General features: G+C 62.2%; 14 protein-coding genes and 1 pseudogene. 9 read left to right on the forward strand and 6 right to left on the reverse strand.

Features of this window, described 5'->3' with window-relative positions; all coding sequences use genetic code 11:
* The first annotated feature begins 2 nt into the window (after positions 1 to 2).
* The gene (locus LPB072_RS12555; protein ID WP_066090233.1) at positions 3 to 2,747 is read left to right on the forward strand and encodes a [protein-PII] uridylyltransferase; all 2,745 of its coding nucleotides are present in this window, start codon (positions 3 to 5) and stop codon (positions 2,745 to 2,747) included.
* A 24-nt stretch (positions 2,748 to 2,771) separates the two neighbouring features.
* On the opposite strand, the gene hutC is transcribed toward LPB072_RS12555, so the two are convergent.
* On the reverse strand, positions 2,772 to 3,491 hold the full coding sequence (gene hutC, locus LPB072_RS12560; RefSeq protein WP_407927754.1) for a histidine utilization repressor: 720 nt from the start codon (positions 3,489 to 3,491) through the stop codon (positions 2,772 to 2,774).
* Between the two features lie 228 nt (positions 3,492 to 3,719).
* Between hutC and hutU the strand changes: the two genes are divergently transcribed.
* Genes hutU through hutG form a run of 6 tightly spaced genes read left to right on the forward strand, consistent with a single transcriptional unit; the run spans position 3,720 to position 11,188 of the window.
* Positions 3,720 to 5,507 (forward strand): urocanate hydratase, encoded by a 1,788-nt coding sequence (gene hutU, locus LPB072_RS12565; RefSeq protein ID WP_066090236.1) that lies wholly within the window; start codon positions 3,720 to 3,722, stop codon positions 5,505 to 5,507.
* A gap of 60 nt (positions 5,508 to 5,567) precedes the next feature.
* The gene (hutH, locus tag LPB072_RS12570; protein WP_066090239.1) at positions 5,568 to 7,106 is read left to right on the forward strand and encodes a histidine ammonia-lyase; all 1,539 of its coding nucleotides are present in this window, start codon (positions 5,568 to 5,570) and stop codon (positions 7,104 to 7,106) included.
* Positions 7,107 to 7,120: 14 nt separating this feature from the next.
* A complete protein-coding gene (locus tag LPB072_RS12575; RefSeq protein ID WP_066090242.1) occupies positions 7,121 to 7,705 on the forward strand; it encodes a HutD/Ves family protein in 585 nt (194 codons plus the stop codon).
* Positions 7,702 to 8,943 (forward strand): imidazolonepropionase, encoded by a 1,242-nt coding sequence (gene hutI, locus LPB072_RS12580; protein WP_066090245.1) that lies wholly within the window; start codon positions 7,702 to 7,704, stop codon positions 8,941 to 8,943. The genes LPB072_RS12575 and hutI overlap by 4 nt, the downstream gene beginning before the upstream one ends.
* Complete coding sequence (locus tag LPB072_RS12585; protein WP_066090248.1) at positions 8,940 to 10,343, forward strand: formimidoylglutamate deiminase; 1,404 nt, start codon at positions 8,940 to 8,942, stop codon at positions 10,341 to 10,343. Before hutI ends, LPB072_RS12585 begins: the two co-directional genes overlap by 4 nt.
* 32 nt (positions 10,344 to 10,375) lie before the next feature.
* Positions 10,376 to 11,188, forward strand: coding sequence for an N-formylglutamate deformylase (gene hutG / locus LPB072_RS12590; RefSeq protein WP_066090251.1), 813 nt, complete (start codon positions 10,376 to 10,378; stop codon positions 11,186 to 11,188).
* Between the two features lie 30 nt (positions 11,189 to 11,218).
* Here hutG and LPB072_RS12595 read toward each other — a convergent pair whose 3' ends face one another.
* The 4 genes from LPB072_RS12595 to def form a co-directional block, all read right to left on the reverse strand.
* On the reverse strand, positions 11,219 to 14,401 hold the full coding sequence (locus tag LPB072_RS12595) for an efflux RND transporter permease subunit (RefSeq protein WP_082876917.1): 3,183 nt from the start codon (positions 14,399 to 14,401) through the stop codon (positions 11,219 to 11,221).
* A 123-nt stretch (positions 14,402 to 14,524) separates the two neighbouring features.
* A complete protein-coding gene (locus LPB072_RS12600) occupies positions 14,525 to 15,670 on the reverse strand; it encodes an efflux RND transporter periplasmic adaptor subunit (protein ID WP_066090254.1) in 1,146 nt (381 codons plus the stop codon).
* Entirely contained in the window at positions 15,667 to 17,100 is a 1,434-nt protein-coding gene (locus LPB072_RS12605; protein WP_066090257.1) for an efflux transporter outer membrane subunit, read from the reverse strand. Before LPB072_RS12605 ends, LPB072_RS12600 begins: the two co-directional genes overlap by 4 nt.
* A 137-nt stretch (positions 17,101 to 17,237) precedes the next feature.
* Positions 17,238 to 17,777 carry a peptide deformylase gene (def, locus tag LPB072_RS12610; protein ID WP_066090260.1) on the reverse strand — a complete coding sequence of 180 codons (540 nt, stop codon included), beginning with the start codon at positions 17,775 to 17,777 and terminating at the stop codon, positions 17,238 to 17,240.
* Positions 17,778 to 17,996: 219 nt separating this feature from the next.
* Here def and LPB072_RS12615 point away from each other — a divergent pair, with 219 nt between their 5' ends.
* A complete protein-coding gene (locus LPB072_RS12615) occupies positions 17,997 to 18,371 on the forward strand; it encodes a hypothetical protein (RefSeq protein WP_231943242.1) in 375 nt (124 codons plus the stop codon).
* 148 nt (positions 18,372 to 18,519) lie between these two features.
* Here the strand turns inward: LPB072_RS12615 and LPB072_RS24245 are convergent.
* Positions 18,520 to 18,890, reverse strand: a pseudogene (locus LPB072_RS24245) (DUF3024 domain-containing protein).
* Between the two features lie 112 nt (positions 18,891 to 19,002).
* Between LPB072_RS24245 and LPB072_RS12625 the strand changes: the two are divergent.
* Entirely contained in the window at positions 19,003 to 20,139 is a 1,137-nt protein-coding gene (locus LPB072_RS12625) for an NAD(P)/FAD-dependent oxidoreductase (RefSeq protein ID WP_066090942.1), read from the forward strand.
* Positions 20,140 to 20,166 lie beyond the last annotated feature (27 nt).

Below are 20,166 nucleotides of genomic sequence, written 5' to 3' on the forward strand. Positions count from 1 at the left end.
CCATGGGAGCAGCCACTCCACCCTTGCTGGATGATGGCGTGGGGGCTTTGCGCCAACGCTTCCGGGATGACAAAGCAGCGCTGATGCAGCGCCTGGCAGACCACGGGTCGTCCACGCGTGGAATACGGCAAGCCCTATCGGGCTTGTGCCGCATCACCGACCAGGCCTTGCGCGAGCTTTGGCAACGCGCAGGCTTCAAAGCCACCTATTCCCTGATCGCTGTTGGCGGCTACGGCCGCGGTGAGTTGTTCCCTTACTCTGATGTTGACGTCTTGGTGCTCATGCCCGATGGCATGAAACCCGAGCAAGACGAACCGCTCAAGGCGCGTCTGGAGACCTTTATTGGCTGGTGCTGGGATGTGGGCCTGGAAATTGGCTCCAGCGTGCGCACCACCGAAGAGTGTTTGACAGAAGCAGCCAAAGACGTCACGGTGCAAACCTCTCTGTTGGAAGCACGTTTGCTGCGTGGCAACAAACCCCTGTTCAACCGCCTGACGCACGAACTCGCCCAGGCCATGGACGCCAAGGCATTTTTTGTGGCAAAGACGCTGGAAATGCAGCAGCGCCACAACAAATTTGACAACACACCCTACGCGCTGGAGCCCAATTGCAAAGAGTCCCCAGGGGGTCTGCGTGATATTCAGATGATTCTCTGGATTGCCAAGGCGGCAGGCCTTGGCAACAGCTGGGATGAACTCGCCCGCACGGGTCTGGCCACAGAGCTTGAAGCGCGCCAGATGAAGGCCAATGAAGCCTTGCTCAGCCAGATTCGGGCCCGCCTGCACCTGGAAGCCAAACGCCGCGAAGACCGACTTGTGTTTGACCTGCAAACAGCCGTGGCCGAGTCGTTTGGCTACCGCGCCCATACGCCGCCAATGGAAGTGCCCACCGGCGACGGCCCCAACCACGCACCAACACCGCCAACGGCCAAAGGCACCCGCCGCGCCAGCGAGGTGCTGATGAAGCGCTACTACTGGGCCGCCAAAGCCGTTCGGCAGCTCAACAAGATTCTTCTGATGAACATCGAAGAGCGTCTGGCCGACGACGATGTGGGCGTCGACCGGCGCCGCCCGCTCAACGAGCGTTTTTTCGACAAGGGCGGCATGCTCGAGGTGGCACACGACGACCTGTACGTGCAGCAACCCCATGCCATTCTGGAAACCTTTCTGATCTACCAGACCACATTGGGGATCAAAGGCCTGTCGGCCCGCACGCTTCGGGCGCTCTACAACGCGCGGCCAGTGATGAACGCGGCCTTTCGCGCCGACAAGGCCAATCGCGCCATGTTTTTGCGCATGCTGAAAGAACCCGAAGGCCTCACGCATGCACTGCGGTTGATGAACCAGACTTCGGTGCTTGGGCGCTACCTCTGGGTCTTTCGCAACATCGTCGGGCAAATGCAGCACGACCTGTTCCATGTGTACACGGTTGACCAGCACATACTGATGGTGGTGCGCAACATGCGCCGTTTCTTCATTGCCGAGCACTCGCATGAGTACCCGTTTTGCTCGCAGCTCGCCGCAGGCTGGGACAAACCCTGGCAACTCTACATCGCAGCGCTGTTTCACGACATTGCCAAGGGCCGCGGTGGTGACCACTCGGTGCTGGGCGCGCATGAGGTTCGGGTGTTTTGCCGCGAACACGGCATCGCCAAAGAAGACTGCCAGCTCATTGAGTTTCTGGTGAAGGAACACCTGACCATGAGCCACGTGGCTCAAAAGCAGGACCTGAGCGATCCCGAAGTGATTGCGGCCTTTGCGAAACGGGTGGGTACAGAACGGCGCCTGACCGCGCTCTACCTGCTGACCGTGGCCGATATCCGCGGCACCAGTCCCAAGGTGTGGAGTGGCTGGAAAGGCCGCTTGCTTGAGGACCTCTACCGCTACACCCTGCGCGCGCTGGGTGGTCATGCGGCGAATCCGGGTGCGGAAATCGAAGCCCGCAAACGCGAAGCGATGGCCATCATGGCCTTGCACGCCATGCCGCATCAGGCCCACAAAGCCCTTTGGGACACATTGGACGTGGGTTACTTCATGCGCCACCAGGCCGACGAAATCGCCTGGCACACCCGAACCCTGAGCAAACAGATCGCGCAAAACGGGGTTGTTCGGGCCGCCTCTCAACGCTCGTTGCCCGCAGGCGCAGACGGTACGACGGTGGCGCCCGAGCCCTGTATCGTCAAAGCCCGGCTCGCGCCGGGGGGTGAAGGCATGCAGGTGTTGGTGTATGCACTGGACCAAAGCGACTTGTTCGCCCGCATCTGCGGCTACTTTGATGAATCCGACTTCAGCATTCTCGATGCCCGCGTGCACACCACCCACAATGGTCACGCCCTGGATTCGTTCCAGATCATTGCCCCCAACCTGGCGGAGCACTACCGAGAGTTGACCACCATGGTGGAAAGCCGCCTGGCCAAGACCATCGATGCGCGCGGCCCCCTGCCTGAGCCCACCATGGGCCGTGTATCACGCCGGGTCAAGAGCTTTCCCGTGACGCCCCGGGTTTTGTTGAGGCCCGATGACAAGGCACAGCGGTGGCTGCTTTCCATTTCGGCGAGCGACCGGAATGGTTTGCTCTATTGCGTCTCTCGCGTTTTGGCGAAGTACGAAGTGTGCGTGGACCTGGCCAAGATCACGACCCTGGGCGAGCGTGTGGAAGACACCTTCCTCATCAGTGGCCCGCAGCTCCAGGTCAACAAACTGCAGATAGAGATCGAGACGGCGCTGCTGAAAGTGCTTAAAGGCTAACCCCAGCCAGGGATCTCGGCGTCTTCAGAAGCTGCCTGCAAACCGGTAACGCGATGCCGGATGCCACATGTGGGCCACAGAAGCCACCTGCCCCATGGACTGGGTTTGCCTGTGCAGCAGCAAACAGGGCTCTGTGGCAGCCATTTGCAGCATGTCCCGGATGCCGGCAGGCGGCAGGCAGGCTTCGATCTCAAAGTGCACACCTTGCAAAGGCGCCACACGCATGAGGTAGGCGTTGGGCGTCTGTGTCGTGAAATCTTGCGAGAGGTAGTCCGGTGCCACCTGTGGGTTCACGTGACGGTCTTCGACCTGAATGGGAAGCCCGTTCTCAAAGTGCACGACCACCGAATGAAACAGCATCTGGGGCGGTTTCAACCCGAACTTTCGTCCCAAAGCTTCACCGGCCTTCATGCGCTCGAGCTGGTGGAGTTCACTGTGGTGCACATGGCCGCGGGCGGTGATCTCGTCGGCGATGTTCCGGATTTCGACCAGGGTTGACTGGTACTTCTGTTGCGCCACAAACGTACCTGAGCCTTGCACGCGCTCAACGATTTGTTCGTCGCTCAACTCGCGGATCGCGCGGTTCACGGTCATGCGCGACACACCAAACTCCCGGGCCAGGGCTTCCTCGCCGGGGATGGCCTCCCCTTCGCGCCAGATGCCAGCCTGAATCTGCGCCAACACATGGGCTTTGATGCGCTGGAATTCCGGAATGCGCTTTTGGGGCATCAAGGGGTTCTTCATTGGGGCAGGGGTTTCATTTTCTGGTCAATCGGGGGACATGCTTGACAGCAGCTGTCTGGCTGATTAAAGTCAGCCGACAATTAAATGTCTATACAACTTATTAAAATAATTTACGAGTTGTATATATAGATAAACCTGTGCAGCCTGTCAAGCGAGGCATTGCCTCGCTCCCGCAGTGTGACAGCCCGGCACCCCGTTTCTCACCCGTACCCTCCACCGGAGCCCCAAATGACGACCTCAGCCACCGACCCCCGCCTCGACACGACCCGAGTCATCCGCGCCCCGCGTGGAACCGGGTTGCATTGCAAGAACTGGATTGCCGAAGCGGCATACCGCATGATCCAGAACAACCTTGACCCGGAAGTGGCCGAGAACCCGCAGCACCTGGTGGTGTATGGCGGCATCGGACGGGCTGCACGCGACTGGGCCTGTTTCGACCAGATACTGGCTTCCCTCAAAGAATTGAATGAAGACGAAACCCTGCTGATTCAATCCGGCAAGCCGGTGGGTGTCTTCAAAACCCACAGCAATGCACCCCGGGTGCTGATCGCCAACTCCAACCTGGTGCCCAAATGGGCCAACTGGGAGCACTTCAACGAGCTCGACCGCAAGGGCTTGTTCATGTACGGCCAGATGACGGCCGGCAGCTGGATCTACATCGGCAGCCAGGGCATCGTGCAGGGAACCTTTGAGACCTTCGTGGAAGCCGGCCGCCAACACTACGGAACTGACGGCCCCTTGGCCGCCGCGAACGGCGACCTGCCCCCCGAGAGGAGCGCGACTGGCTTGGGGCGGCCCGGCGCTCAGTCGCATTCGCCCTGGTCCGGAAAGTGGATTCTCACGGCAGGTCTGGGAGGCATGGGTGGAGCCCAGCCTCTGGCCGCCACGCTGGCCGGCGCCTGCTCGCTCAACATCGAGTGCCAACAAAGCAGCATCGACTTCCGCCTGCGCACCCGCTATGTGGACAAACAGGCGCGGGACATCGACCACGCGTTTGAACTGCTCAAAGAACACACGGGCAAGAAAGAAGCCGTCTCCATCGCCCTGCTGGGCAACGCGGCCGACATCCTGCCCGAGCTGGTCAACCGAGCCAAGGCCGGTGCTCTCAAGCCCGACTTGGTGACCGACCAGACCTCGGCCCACGACCTCATCAACGGTTACCTGCCCAGTGGCTGGACCGTCGAGCAATGGAAGACCGCGCAACACAAGCCCGCGCAACACGCCAGGCTCACCGCCGATGCTGCGCAGAGCTGCGCCGTGCACGTGCAGGCCATGCTCGATTTCCAGGCCATGGGTATTCCGACCGTGGACTACGGCAACAACATCCGCCAGGTGGCCTTTGACCACGGCGTGAAGAATGCCTTCGATTTCCCCGGCTTCGTGCCCGCCTACATCCGCCCCATGTTCTGCGAAGGCAAAGGCCCGTTCCGCTGGGTGGCGCTTTCGGGCGACCCGGAAGACATTTACAGAACCGACGCCAAGATCAAGGAGCTGTTCCCGAACAACCACCATACCCACCGCTGGCTGGACATGGCGCGCGAACGCATTGCGTTTCAGGGTTTGCCAGCCCGCATTTGCTGGCTGGGTCTGGGTGAGCGCCATCTGGCTGGCCTGGCCTTCAATGAAATGGTGAAGAGTGGCGAGCTCAAGGCCCCGATCGTGATCGGCCGTGACCACCTCGATACCGGGTCCGTCGCCAGCCCCAACCGCGAAACCGAGGCCATGAAAGACGGCACCGACGCCGTCAGCGACTGGCCGCTGCTCAACGCATTGCTCAACACCGCAGGCGGAGCCAGTTGGGTCAGCCTGCACCACGGGGGCGGCGTGGGCATGGGCTATTCACAGCACGCTGGCATGGTCATCGTGGCCGACGGCACAGACGAAGCCGCCGAGCGCCTGGCGCGCGTCTTGGTGAACGACAGCGGCTCGGGCGTGATGCGCCATGCCGACGCCGGCTACGAAATAGCCATTGCCACCGCCAAAAAACAAGGGCTCAATCTGCCCATGATCGGTTGAACCCCGCTGCACATCTTCAGCCTCCAACACCCCATATCAACACATCCGTTGACCCGACCCATGAACACCTCCCTGACCTTGAACCCCGGCCAGATGACCCTGACCGATCTGCGCTCCATCTGGCAAAGCAGCCAGCCGCTTGCCTTGCCCGATTCGGCGCAGGCGGACATGCAAGCTTCTGCCGACACCATCCAGCGCATTGTTGAAAAAGGCGATGCCGCCTATGGCATCAACACCGGGTTTGGCAAACTGGCCAAGACCCGCATCCCCGACGAACAGCTCGAGCTTTTGCAACGCAACCTGATTCTTTCGCACTCGGTGGGTACGGGCACGCCGATGAGCGATGCAACGGTGCGTCTGGTCATGGTGATGAAGGCGGCCAGCCTGGCGCGTGGTTACTCGGGCGTTCGCCCGTTGGTGGTGCACACCATCATGGCGCTGCTCAACGCCGACATCGTTCCACTGATTCCCGTCAAGGGTTCGGTGGGCGCATCGGGCGACCTGGCTCCGTTGTCGCACATGACGCTGGCCTTGATGGGTGAAGGCGATGTGCGGGTGAACGGCAACATCATGCCCGCCCACCACGCCTTGAAGGCCGCATTGATCGAGCCGCTCACATTGGCCGCCAAAGAAGGCCTCGCGCTCATCAACGGCACACAGGTGTCCACCGCCCTCGCCTTGCATGGCCTCTTCATGGCCGAGCGTTTGCTGGAAGCCGGTGCCGTCACGGGGGCCTTGTGTGTGGACGCAGCCAAGGGCAGCGACGCGCCATTCGACCCCCGTATTCATGCGGTGCGCGGGCAAACCGGCCAGATTGCGCTGGCGGCCGTGACCAGGGCCCTGCTGGAAGGCAGCGAAATCCGCCTCTCGCACCTGGACAACGACGAGCGCGTGCAGGACCCCTACAGCCTGCGCTGCCAGCCGCAGGTCATGGGCGCCTGTCGCGACCTCATTGCGCAAGCTTCTCGCACCCTGCTGATCGAAGCCAACGCCGTGACCGACAACCCGCTGGTGTTCACCGACACCGGCGACGTGCTGTCAGGCGGCAACTTCCACGCCGAGCCGGTGGCTTTTGCCGCCGATACGCTGGCGCTGGCCATAGCCGAAATTGGTGCGATTGCCGAACGCCGCATTGCGCTGTTGATCGACAGCAGCGTTTCGGGCTTGCCGCCTTTCCTGGTTGACAACCCGGGACTGAATTCGGGCTTCATGATTGCCCACGTGACCGCCGCCGCGCTGGCTTCGGAAAACAAGTCACTGGCACACCCCGCCAGCGTCGACAGTCTGCCCACCAGCGCCAACCAGGAAGACCATGTAAGCATGGCCACGTTTGCGGGCCGCCGCCTGGCAGAAATGGCCGACAACACCGGCACCATCCTGGGCATTGAATGGTTGGCTGCAGCGCAGGGCGTTGATTTCCTGAAGCCGCTGGCCACCAGCCCGCGTCTGGCAAAGACGCACGCGCTGCTGCGCACCCGCGTGGGCTTTTACGATGCCGACCGCCTGTTTGCGCCCGACATTGAGGCGGCCAAGAATCTCGTGCTGGCCGGTGCCTTGAGCACGGAGCAAGCCGACCTGCTGGCCAGTATCTGGGCCTGATCCGCAGGCCCAACATGGCACTCCACCGATTCCGCCGCGCCGACCTGCTGGCCCAGCCCTGGAAAAATGGCGGAGGCGTCACCACCGAACTCGCTTGCATGCCAGTGGGCGCCAGCATGGCGCAGTTCGACTGGCGCGTCAGCATCGCGCACATCGCCAGCAACGGGCCCTTCTCGGCGTTCCCTGGCACCGACCGGGTGATCACTTTGCTTGAGGGAGCCGGTGTCGCGCTGCGTTCGCCAGATGGACAGATCAATCACCGGCTGCACACCCCGCTGCAACCCTTCTCGTTTGATGGCGCTGCGCAAGTCTCAGCCGAATTGCTCGGTCCCGACTGCCACGACTTCAATGTCATGACCCGGCGCGCCGCGTGCAAAAGCCAGGTTGAAGTGCTGCACGGGGCCACATCGTTGCCCGTTGTGCGACAGGGATTGCTGTACAGCGCTGCCGGAAGCTGGCGGGTCAATGCACATGCCTTGGCGCCTGAAGAAGGGCTGTGGTGGACCGACGATCTGTGCGAATGGAAAGCAGCGCCAGACAACGCCGGCGGCGCCCTGATCGCCGTCTTGATTGAAATGCACATGCGAGCAACACCATGACAACCATGCACAGCGCCGACGGACTCTGGACCAATCTGCGACTGGCACCCGGCGCCACCACACCCGATTCCCCGGCCGTCGACCGCGCAGCCATCAGCGTTGTGAACGGGTCAATCGACTACGTCGGCGCCGAGGCCCTGGCACCCCCCTTGAAGCCCGGATCTGCAATGCACGATGGACGCAATGCCCTGGTGACCCCTGGCTTGATTGACTGCCACACCCATCTGGTCTACGGCGGTCAGCGGGCCAATGAGTTCGCCATGCGCCTGGCGGGTGCCAGCTACGAAGAAGTGACCCGTGCCGGTGGTGGCATTGTCTCCAGCGTGAAAGCCACGCGGGCAGCCTCTGAAGCGCACCTCTTTGCCTTGGCCGCTCCTCGTCTGGAAGCTCTGCTGAGCGAAGGTGTGTGTGCCATTGAAATCAAATCAGGCTATGGGTTGAGTCTGGCCGAAGAGCGCAAACAACTGCGTGTGGCCCGGCGGTTGGGTGAGGCCTATGGCGTCACGGTCAAGACCACGTTCCTGGGCGCACACGCCCTGCCACCCGAGTTTGCTGGCCGAAGCCAAGCGTACATCGACGAGGTGTGCACGCAAATGATGCCCGCATTGGCGGCCGAAGGCCTGATCGATGCGGTGGACGTTTTTTGCGAAACCATCGGCTTTTCATTGGCCGAGACCGAGCAGGTGTTTCTGGCAGCGCAGCAGTTGGGCCTGCCCGTGAAGCTGCACGCCGAACAGCTCTCTGACATGGGCGGCGCTGCCTTGGCGGCCCGCTACAAGGCTTTGTCTTGCGACCACATCGAACACCTGAATGCCGAAGGCATCGCGGCCATGAAAGCATCAGGCACGGTGGCCGTGTTGTTGCCGGGTGCCTACTATTTCTTGCGCGACACCCACATGCCCCCGATACATGCGTTGCGCGATGCCGGTGTGCCCATGGCCGTGGCCACCGACCACAACCCCGGTACAGCGCCGGCCCTGAGTCTGCTGCTCATGCTCAACATGGCAAGCACCTTGTTTCGCCTGACCGTTCCCGAGGCACTGGCTGGTGTGACCCACCACGCGGCAACGGCCTTGGGCTTGCAGGCCACCCACGGGAAGATCGCTGTGGGCTACCCGGCCAACTTCGTGCTGTGGCCCTTTGCCGAGGCCGCCGAGCTGGTGTACTGGCTCGGCCAGCGCCCCGCGTGCCGCGTGGTTCGCCAAGGCCGCATGGCCCAGGAACGGGCACGGTCATGAACGCCGCTCGTACCCTCTTTGCCGAGCACGCACTGCTGCCCACCGGGTGGCACCAGAACGTGTTGCTGGAATGGAATGCCCTGGGTGAACTGACCCTTGTGCAGCCCGACGCGAAGACATCCGAGCCGGTGGCAACGTGCGCGGGCCCTTTGCTGCCCGGCATGCCCAACCTGCACTCACACGCCTTTCAACGCGCATTTGCCGGACTCACCGAACACCGGGGCCCCGGGGCTGGTCAGGACAGCTTCTGGAGCTGGCGCGAATTGATGTACCAATTTGCTGGCCGCATCTCGCCCGCTCAGCTGCGCGACATTGCCACCGCGCTGTATGCCGAAATGCTGGAAGCGGGCTACACCAGTGTGTGCGAATTCCACTACGTCCACCACGAGGAAGACGGCAAGCCCTATGCCGACGACACAACGCTGTCAAATTGCCTGATCGAAGCGGCATCGAGCACGGGCATAGGCATGACCTTGCTTCCGGTGCTGTACCAGTCCAGTGGATTCGGCGCCAAACCACCCACCGAAGGGCAGCGGCGCTTTGTTCGCCAGACCGACAACATGCTGCAACTGCTGCAGCGGCTTAAACCACTCTGCGAGGCGCAGGGCATGCGCCTGGGTCTGGCACCGCATTCCTTGCGTGCCGTTCCGCCCGATGCACTGGATCGCGCCATTGAAGGGCTCACCGACCTGGACCCCACTGCACCCATTCACATACACATTGCCGAGCAAACAGCCGAGGTAGACGCCTGCCTTGCATGGAGCGGTCAGCGGCCAGTGCAGTGGCTGCTGAACCATGCCCCGGTTGACCCGCGCTGGTGCCTGGTGCACGCCACCCACATGAACGCGGAAGAAACCCTGCGCGCAGCAAGCAGCGGTGCCATCGCCGGCATATGCCCTACCACCGAAGCCAACCTGGGCGACGGCATATTTGACGCCACCGCTTGGCGCGCCCACGGTGGGCGCTGGGGCATTGGCTCTGACAGCCACGTCTGTGTCAACGCGGCCGAAGAGCTGATGCAGTTCGAATACAGCCAACGCCTGGGCTTGCGCCAGCGCAACGTGCTGGCCAGTGCACAACAACCCAGTGTGGCAACCGCCATGACGCAGGAGGCCGTGGCAGGTGGTGGGCAAGCTTGCGGGCGCAACGTCGCAGGTTTACAGGTTGGACAACGCATGGATGCCGTGACGCTGGATGCCCAACACCCCGTTTTGGCCGCGCTGCCCACCCCGGAGCTCAGGCACTCGGCCCATGTGTTTGCCAGCCACCGCCAGAGTGCCATCCACTCCGTTTGGGTTGGTGGGCAATTGCGGGTAAAAAGCGGGCAACACGACTTGAGAGAATCAAGCCAACGCGCCTTTGCGCAAGCCCGCCGGGCCTTGCTCCAGTCATCGCCGTGACCCCACGAGATTGAAATCAGGAACCAAAACCCATGTCAGACAACGCCTGCCCACCCTTTGTCTTCCATGCGGGCACGCAGCCGCTGTTGCTCTCCATTCCCCACATGGGCACCCACATTCCGCCTGCCATTGCTGAAGGCATGACATCCGAAGCACTGGAAATGCATGACACCGACTGGCATCTCGACCAGTTGTACAGCTTCGCCCGCGAGATGGATATATCGGTTTTGATGGCCACGCATTCACGCTACGTGGTGGACCTCAACCGCCCACAAGATGGCGCGAGCCTCTACCCGGGCCAGAACGTGACGGGCCTGTGCCCGGTGGACACATTCGACCAGACGCCGCTGTATCTGGAAGGATCCGCGCCTGATCCCACCGAGGTGCAACGCCGCGTGGCGGCCTATTGGAAGCCGTACCACGAGCAACTCTCAGGCGAGCTACGCAGGTTGCGCAACCTGCACGGGAATGCCGTGCTGTGGGACGCGCACTCCATCCGTTCAGTGGTTCCGAGGTTTTTTGAAGGCCGCTTGCCCAATTTCAATCTGGGCACCGCCGACGGAACGAGTTGCTCTCCCGATCTGGCCCAAGCGCTGATGGCCATTGCAAAAGCCATTCCGGACCAAACTGCCGTGTTGAACGGACGCTTCAAAGGCGGCCACATCACGCGCCAATATGGCGAGCCCGAAGACGGCATGCATGCCGTGCAACTGGAGCTCACCCAAAGCAGCTACATGCAAGAAGCCATGCCCTTTGCCTTCCTGCCTGAACGCGCCGCCCTGGTGCAACCCCATCTGAAGAAGCTGCTGCAAGCCTGCCTGGCGTTTTCTTGCCAGGCAGGCTGAACAAGGCGCCCCCCGACTACAACCCCTGTATCACCCCGTCACCACGGCGGCCTGTGCAGGCACTGCCGCTTCTGTTGCATGGGTAGGCTTTGCCGGGCCAATACCAAACATGCGCCCGAAAAACAGCGAGATATCGTCCACGATGGTGAACACCGCTGGAATCACCAACAGGCTCAAAAAGGTGGAGGTGATCAAACCGCCGATGACAGCCACCGCCATCGGCGAGCGGAAGCTGCTGTCAGCAGCGCCCCAGCCAATGGCAATGGGCAACATGCCCGCACCCATGGCGATGGTGGTCATCACAATCGGGCGGGCGCGCTTGTGGCAAGCGTCCAGAATCGCGTGGGTGCGGTCCATGCCGTGTTCGCGGCGCGCTTCAATGGCGTACTCCACCAGCAGAATCGAGTTCTTGGTGGCCACGCCCATGAGCATGATCAGGCCGATCAGCGAAGGCATGGAGAAACTCTTGTCGGCCACCAGCAGGCCCACGAAAGCACCGCCCAGCGACAGCGGCAAGGCTGCCAGAATCGTGAACGGATGCAGGAAGGCCTTGAACAGCAACACCAGCACGATGTAAATGCACAGCACGCCGGTCAGCATGGCCAAGCCAAAGCTGGCAAACAGCTCGCCCTGCACTTCGGCATCGCCAATCTCCAACACCTGCACGCCCGCTGGCAAGCCCTTCATGCTGGGCAGTTTCTCCACAGCGGTTTTCATGTCGCCCAGAGCGATGCCTGCCAGCTCGACCTCAAAGTTGATGTTGCGCGAACGGTCATAGCGGTCGATCACGGCGGGGCCCCCGCCAAACGTCAGTGTGGCCACCTGACCCAGCATCACCGGGCCCTTGGCGCCGGGAACCGTCAGGCGCGACAACACATCCAGATCGGCCCGGGCAGAAGCCGCCAGCTTGACCACGATGGGAATCTGCCGCTGCGGCAGGTTCATCTTGGGCAAGGCGCTGTCGTAATCACCCACAGTGGCGATGCGCAAGGTGTCCGCAATGGCTGCGCTGGTCACGCCCATCTCGGCCGCCTTGCTGAGGTCGGGGGTGACGCTGATTTCGGTGCGCACAAGGGCCGCACTCGACTGGATGCTGCCCACGCCTTCGATGGTGCGCAGATCGCGCTCGATGGCCTTTGCGGCCACAGCCAACGCATTGGTGTCGTTGCCCGTCAAGGTCAGGATGTATTTCTCTCCGGATCCACCCAAACCCACCTTGCTGCGCACACCTGGCAAGTTGGACATGGCCTCACGCAGCTGGTTCTCGATCACCTGTTTGCGTGGGCGCTCGCCCCGCTTGGTGAGCTGGATGGTCAGGGCCGCCTTGCGCGACTCCGCAGCACCCTGTGGTGCAAACGGATCGCTGCCCGCCGAACCCGAGCCAATGGTGGTGTAAACGGACTTCACGTTGTCGATCGCAGACACCAGAACACGGGCCTGCTCAGCGGTGTCAACGGTTTGCTGCAGGGTTGTGCCAGGCGGCAACTCGATATAGACCTGGGTCTGCGAGTTGTCGTCGGCGGGAATGAAGCCCTGAGGCAACAAGGGAATCAGCATGACGGAGCCCACAAAAAAGGCGCCAGCTGCAATCATGGTGATCCAGCGGTGCCTGATGCACCAGGCCGCCCATTTGCCGTAGGTGTCCAGCCACTTCGGCTCGTGCTGGCTGCTGGTCCAGGCCCAGACACGCTCGAAAAACGGGCTTCGCCGGGCCCAACCGGGGCGATTTTCAGCGGTCACGAACGGCTTCATGATGTAGGCCGCCATCATGGGCGTGAGCGCACGCGCCACGATCAACGAGGCAAACACCGCCAGCGAAGCCGTCCAGCCAAACTGCTTGAAGAACTTGCCGGGGATACCGGCCATGAATGCGGTGGGCAAAAACACCGCGATCAGCGTGAAGGTGGTGGCAATCACGGCCAGACCGATTTCGTCGGCCGCTTCCATCGCCGCCTTGTAAGGCGACTTGCCCATGCGCATGTGGCGCACGATGTTTTCAACCTCCACAATCGCGTCGTCCACCAGAATGCCGATCACCAGCGACATGGCCAGCAGTGTGACCACGTTGATGGAAAAGCCCAGGTAATACATGCCGATGAAGGCGGGTATGGCCGAGAGGGGCAACGCCACGGCAGATACCACGGTGGCCCGGAAGTCGCGCAAAAACAGCCACACCACCAAAACGGCCAGGATCGCGCCCTCATACAGCAGCGCCATGGAACCCGCGAACTCCTCTTCGACCGGGGTCACAAAGTCAAACGATTCGGTGATCTGCAAGTCGGTCCGCTCGGCCTGCAAGGCCTTCAGTTTTTCACGCACACCGTGGCCCACCTCGACCTCGCTGGCGCCGCGGCTGCGGGCCACTTCAAAACCCACCACCGGCTTGCCATCGAGAAAGGCTGCGGCTGTGGGCTCGGCCACGGTATCTTTCACTTCAGCGATCTGGTCCAGCCGCACGCGGCGGCCATCAGACAATGACAGCTCCATCTGCGCCAGATCTTCGGCCGACTTCAACGCCGACAAGGTCCGCAAGGGCTGCTGGCTGCCGCCAATATCGGCACGGCCACCGGCACTCTCGATTTGCACGCGGGCCAGTTGCCTCGATATGTCAGAGGCGGTCGTCCCAAGCGATTGCAGCTTCAGCGGATCGAGCAGGATCTGCACCTCGCGGTTCACCCCCCCCACGCGGTTGACCGCACCCACGCCGCGCACCGATAGCAGCAGCTTGCTGATGTCATTCTCGACAAACCACGAGATCGCCTCGTCATCCATCTTGTCGGAACTGACCGTGTAGGCCAGTACCGCGCCGCCGGCCAGCTCCACCTTGTTGATGATGGGTTCCTGGATGTCGGATGGCAGATCACCACGCACTTTGGCAACCGCAGAACGCACATCGTCCAGCGCTTCCTGGGTGTTTTTTTCGATACGGAATTCGGCGGTGATGGTGACCACGCCGTCTTGCACCTTGGTATAGATGTGCTTGAGGCCTTGCAGCGAGGCCATGCCGTTTTCGATCGGGCGGGCCACGTCGTTTTCCAGCTGGTTGGGCGCAGCGCCCGGCAGACTGGCAATCACGGTGATGTTGGGCACGTCCAGATCGGGAAAGTTTTGCACCTTCATCGAATTGAACGAGTACAACCCTGCCAGCGTCAGCATGACGAAAAGCATCACGGCGGGAATCGGGTTTTTGATCGACCAGGCGGAGACGTTCATTTCAGTGTTCCTGACCCTGTGCCACCGAAGTGGCTTGTTCAAGAATCCCGTGGATCTGGCCTAGCCAGGCCGCCGGGATTGCCCCCTTCAAGGGGGTCGGGCAGAGCGCGACAGGGGTGTTCATCATTCAACCACCTTCACCAGGTCACCTTCGTTCAAGAAGCCCGCGCCTTTGACGGCCACGCCCTCTTCAGCCGTCAAGCCATCGAGCAGTTCCACCCGATCCCCGACCCTGCGACCGGTTTGTACCTTTCGCTGGCTGGCCTTGCTGTCGGCATCGATCACGAACACGTAGTTGTGGCCATCGCGCACCACGAGCGCTGTGGCTGGCACAGTCAGTGCCTGGCTTTCGCCCAGTTCAAACCGGCCTTTGGCAAAGGTGCCTGCCGTCAACTCGCTGTGGCGTGGCAGGTCCACATACACAATGATGTTGCGCGTTTGCAGATCGGCGGTGGGCGAAATCGCCCGCACCTGACCAATCAGCTCGGTGCCTGTGGCCAGCGTGACATTCACCGATTGCCCCACTTTCACGCGCCCCACCTCGCTCGGGGTGACCTCGCCTCGCCATTCCATGCGGCCCTGCCGAACCATGCGAAACAATTCTTGACCTGCGCCGACCACCCCACCCACGGTCGCGCTGCGCGCTGAAATCACGCCGTCATCTGGCGCTTTCACCGAGGTGTTGCCCAGGCGCACCTGACTGGCGCTGTACCCGGCCTTGGCCGCTTCCCACTGGGCCTTACCGACCTTCTCTGCGGTCAGGTACTGCGCAATTTGCGACTTCGAGAGAGCGCCGGTGTCTTGAATGGAACGGGCTCGATCTGCATCGGCCTTGGCGTTCTCGTAGTTGGCCTCGGCCTGCATCACCGCGGCTTTGCCCTGCAGGCTTTCGGCTTCGGCGGTGGCGGTCACAAATGTGGCCAACACCTGACCCTTGCGCACCTGATCCCCCACATTGGCCTTCACCGTGGCCAGGCGCAGGCCGCTGACCTCCGCGCCCACGCTGGCTTCTTGCCAGGCGCTCACATTGCCGTTGGCGTCCAGCGACAGGCCAACAGAGCCCGTGTTGGGCTTTTCAACTGTCACGGTCATCGACGGCTTCGCGCCGCTCACCGAGCCATCGCCAGCGACCGCCTCGGTCGACACTGCACCCTCGGGCTTTTCTTCACCCTTGGGTTGACAAGCCGCCAGCGCGAATCCAGTCAGGCCAATGGCAAACCAGGTCCAGGCTTTGCCCTTGCATGGGCGAGTTATTGTGTTTGGATTCATGACGGATCTTTGATGGCAGAAAGGTTGTTCTCGGGATCAAAGCCGCCACCCAGGGCGACATACAGGTTGATCCAGGTGCTGATGCGTTCTTGTTGCAAGGCAATCGCCCCGCTCTCGGCATTGAGTTGCAGGCGCCGGGCATCTTCCAAGTCGTTGAGACTGGCAAAACCCACCCTGTAGCGGGCTTCAGTGGCCTTGAACGACTGGGTATAACCAGCCAACGCGATGGATGTGTCTCCTTCACGTTGGCGCAGGCCATCGAGCGTGACCAAAGCCTGCTCAACCTCAGCCACCGCTTGGCGCAACACGGCCGCGTAGGCCTGGCCGCTGGCCTCGTACAGCGCAACTGCCGCGTCGGTTCGCGCTTGCAACGCGCCACGACCGACCACTGGAATGGTCATGCTGAACGGGCCAATCGACCAGGTATTGAAACTGCTGGTCTCACCGCCGGTGGAAAACCGGTTGCGCAGCCAACTGCCTGAAAACGACAGGTTGGGCAACATGTCCGCACGGGCAACACCCACGCCTTGCGCGGCCGCCGCCCAGCTGGCCTGGGCGCGGGCCACATCCGGGCGCTGGCGAATGGCATCCATCGGAACAGCCTTCACGGCCAGAGCGCCCTCAAGCGCAGCCGATGCGGTCATGGCCGGCGCTTCGGACAGCGCTGTCCGCAACGCCGGCTCGGAGAGCGCCGTCAGTGCGACCAGCGCTTTGATCTGCCGGTTGCATTGGTCCGCCTGTTGCCTCGCGCGCGCGGCGCTGTCGGCCTGGCTCGCCCGCGCCAAAGCCGCCACGGCGGGCGCCGTCAAGCCAGCGCGCTCTGTGTGGCCCGCCGCCTCGGCCGTCACGGCACGCGAATCGCGATCTCGCTCGACCACACCCAGCTGCACCTGGCACAACCGCTGTGCAAAATAGGTTTGCGCCAGTTCCGACGCCACCAGAACACGCGCCTCGTGCCAGCCGGCATTGGCCGCCGCCTGTTGCGCTCTCGACTGGTCGACGCCAGCACGGTTACCACCCCACAGATCGAGCGCCCAGGAAGCCTGCGCACCGACACCCAGGGCGGTTCCCACCACATCGGCAGCGGATGAGCTGCGCCCACGCGAGGCCGACGCCACTGCCGCCACCTGCGGGCCAGCCAACACCTCATTGGTTTCCAGTGCCGCACGCGCGGCAAACACCTGTGCCCGAGCTGAAGCCAGGGTTGGGCTCTGCGCCTGAGCGAGAGCGATCCAATTCACCAGCAAAGGATCATCAAACTGGCCCCACCACTCGGTCAGGGCCCCGGTGTTTCCGGCATGGGGCACCACAGGGGCGAACCATTGCGCAGGCGCCTGTGCCGGGACGGGTCCCGCCGAACCCACTGGTGGTATCGCGGCGCAGCCGCTGAGCACTGCGGCGGCCAACAGCGTGCCAAACTTGCGTTTCATCAAAGCCAAACTTTCAAAATGGAGGTATGTCGCACTGCAACATTGCCAGGGAATTTATCAAAAACGCGGGCTCGAACATGTCAATTTGTTTCAAGGCCCAAAAAAAGTGAGCAATGCGGCTGCCTGGCTCATGCGACTCAGTCATCGTCCATCCCAACCAGCGCAGGAAAAAGCACCTCGGTGAAACCAAATTTCGAAAAATCGCGCACCCGCATCGGATAGAGCACCCCGATCAGGTGGTCGCACTCGTGCTGCACCACACGCGCATGAAACCCATCCACCTCGCGGTCAATCGCCCGCCCCTTCAGATCAAAGCCCTGGTAACGGACGCGTCGCCAGCGAGGCACCACCGCGCGCAACCCCGGCACCGACAGGCAGCCCTCCCAGTCCTCGTCCTCGGCATCGCCCACGGGCGTGATCACCGGGTTGAGCAACACGGTCCTGGGCACAGGCGCTGCCTCCGGGTAGCGTGGAATCACCTGCCCGGAACCAAAAATCACCAGTTGCAGATCAACGCCTATCTGTGGCGCGGCCAGCCCTGCACCGTTGGCAAGGGCCATGGTTTCCTCCATGTCGGCCACCAACTGGTGAAGCTCGGGTGTATCAAAGCTTGAAACGGGCTGGGCCGTGCGCAGCAATCGGGCATCGCCCATCTTCAAAATCGTGTGAACAGCCATGGTGACCTCGAAACCAAAGTTCCCATTTTCCGCCGAATTGCAGATCGATGCACCCGACCCACCCTGGCGAGGACACCAAACAGGTTCTTCACTCCGGAAAAGCCGGGCAACCTGCGGGTCTGCAAAGAGTTGGCAGCACCGGATGGACCCTGTACAGTAAGACCACCGGCTCGGGGAACCCCTGCACCTTCAGCGCCGTTCACCCAGGAGATTGAAGCCATGCAAAAGACTGTCAAAACCCTCCATCAACCCATCCGAAGGGCAGCGCGATGGGCCCTCGCCTCCATCTTGCTGGTTGGTGGCGCCATCTGGGTTGCCACCCCCGCACATGCCCAGGGCGCCGACATCTTTAAAGGCGCGGATCTGGCATTGGGTGAACAGTTGATCGCTGAACACCAATGCGTTCAATGCCATACCAGCAAAGTGGGCGGCGACGGCAGTGCCATCTTCAAGCCACAGGGGAAATTCAACACCGCAGGCCTGATGCGTGGCATGGTGGAAATGTGCAACACCAACATGAACATGGGCATGTTCCCGGAAGAGGTCACGGCGATAGCCGCAGTGCTGAACCGGGATCACTACAAATTCAAGTAGGCGTCCCAACTTTTCACCACAGCACAACCGCCTCGACTGATCAAGATCGGCAAACCGCCCAAGCACGGGCGAGTATGTGCAGCTTCGCTGCTTACCCACCAGCAGCAGTGGCTGCTCGACGAACGGCACCGTTGGCGGTCCGGCTCGGTCAGCCGAAAAAGCAGCCGTGCTTGTCGTCCCGCACTAGGTCAATGAAAGCCTGCACGGAAGGTGCAGAAGCGGGGTCGTACGCGTGCCATTTGCCATTGCTGCGCACACGCGCCACTCATCCGACGATCGGACGTAGGTGGCCTTGGCAAAGGGGCACTTGGCGACCTCCGTCGGATTGTCCCAGGCGGGACGAACTTCCAGCAACTCGATCGTCTGGTTCTTCAACGTGTACTCATAATCCAATTGCGGGCGGATGCGCGGCGGGGGACGTTGGGCAGACATGAAAGCCTCTGCAGCTTTCTCCACCCGCTTGTGCTCCAGATCGTTGAATGGCATGGGGTTCTCGGACAGGTTAGGCCTGGCACACATCGCTCAGATCGCAAGCACACAGGGCGATCTTTTTCTGAACTGCGGCACTTCTGGCGACGCCAACTCCAGTGTAAAGCGCCCTGCGCATCCAATTGGCGAACACGAATACAGCATGAACACCACCACCGACTTCATCATCCTCGGCGCCGGCATCGCGGGCGCTTCTATCGGGTATTTCCTCGCACCACATGGTCGCTGCGTGATGCTGGAGCGCGAGAGCCAGCCGGGTTACCACAGCACAGGGCGCTCGGCGGCGCAGTTCATCGCCACCTATGGAACGCCACAGGTGAGGGCACTCTCTCGGGCCAGCGAGCAGTTTTTTCAACACCCGCCTGCGGGCTTCGCCGAGGCACCGTTGCTGCATCCGCGAGGTCTGCTGACCTTTGCCGGCGAGGCCGACCTGGCCACGCTTGAACACGCCTGGGCCGTCTTGAAACAAACCACAGCCACCGGCCGCTGGCTCAGCGCCGAAGAAGCCTGCGCGATGGTACCGGTGTTGCGGCCTGAGCAGGTGCGCGCGGCGATTCTGGAGTCTGAGAGTTTTGACATGGACGTGGACGCCATCCACCAGGGTTACTTGCGCGGCTTCAAGCGCGCGGGTGGCGCGCTGCTGACCGATGCCGAGGCTGTGGCCATTGAGCGCGTTGGCGAGGTGTGGCGTGCGAGCACCGCTGCTGGTGCCGTGTTTGAGGCACCGGTACTGATCAACGCGGCGGGTGCCTGGTGCGATGGGGTGGCCCAGCTCGCCGGCGTGGAACCGATCGGCTTGGTGCCGAAACGGCGCAGCGCGTTCACCTTCCCGGCGCCAACAGGCATGGACACCAGCCGCTGGCCGCTGGTGCTCGAAGTCAATGAGAGTGTGTATTTCAAACCCGATGCGGGCGCCCTGCTCGCTTCGCCGGTGAACGAAGACCCCACCCACCCTCAAGACGTGCAGCCCGAAGAGATCGACATTGCGCTGGCGATGCATGCGCTGGAAACTTGGACCACGCTGGTGGTGCGCCCCAGCCACACTTGGGCTGGGCTGCGTTCGTTCGTTGCCGACGGCGATCTGGTGGCCGGTTTCGACACCCAAGCGCCTGGCTTCTTCTGGTGCGCGGCGCAAGGCGGCTATGGCATCCAGACCAGCGCGGCCATGGGCGAGGCTTGCGCGGCACTGGCGCGTGAACTGCCGATGCCTGAACACCTCGCAGCCTGCGGCCTCACCGCCCAGATACTCTCGCCCTCGCGCAAAGCCCTGCAAACTTAGGCGACTGCGCGGCGCGCTGGCGTTGCA

Origin of the sequence: Hydrogenophaga crassostreae, assembly GCF_001761385.1 — a bacterium.
Lineage (GTDB): Bacteria > Pseudomonadota > Gammaproteobacteria > Burkholderiales > Burkholderiaceae_C > Hydrogenophaga > Hydrogenophaga crassostreae.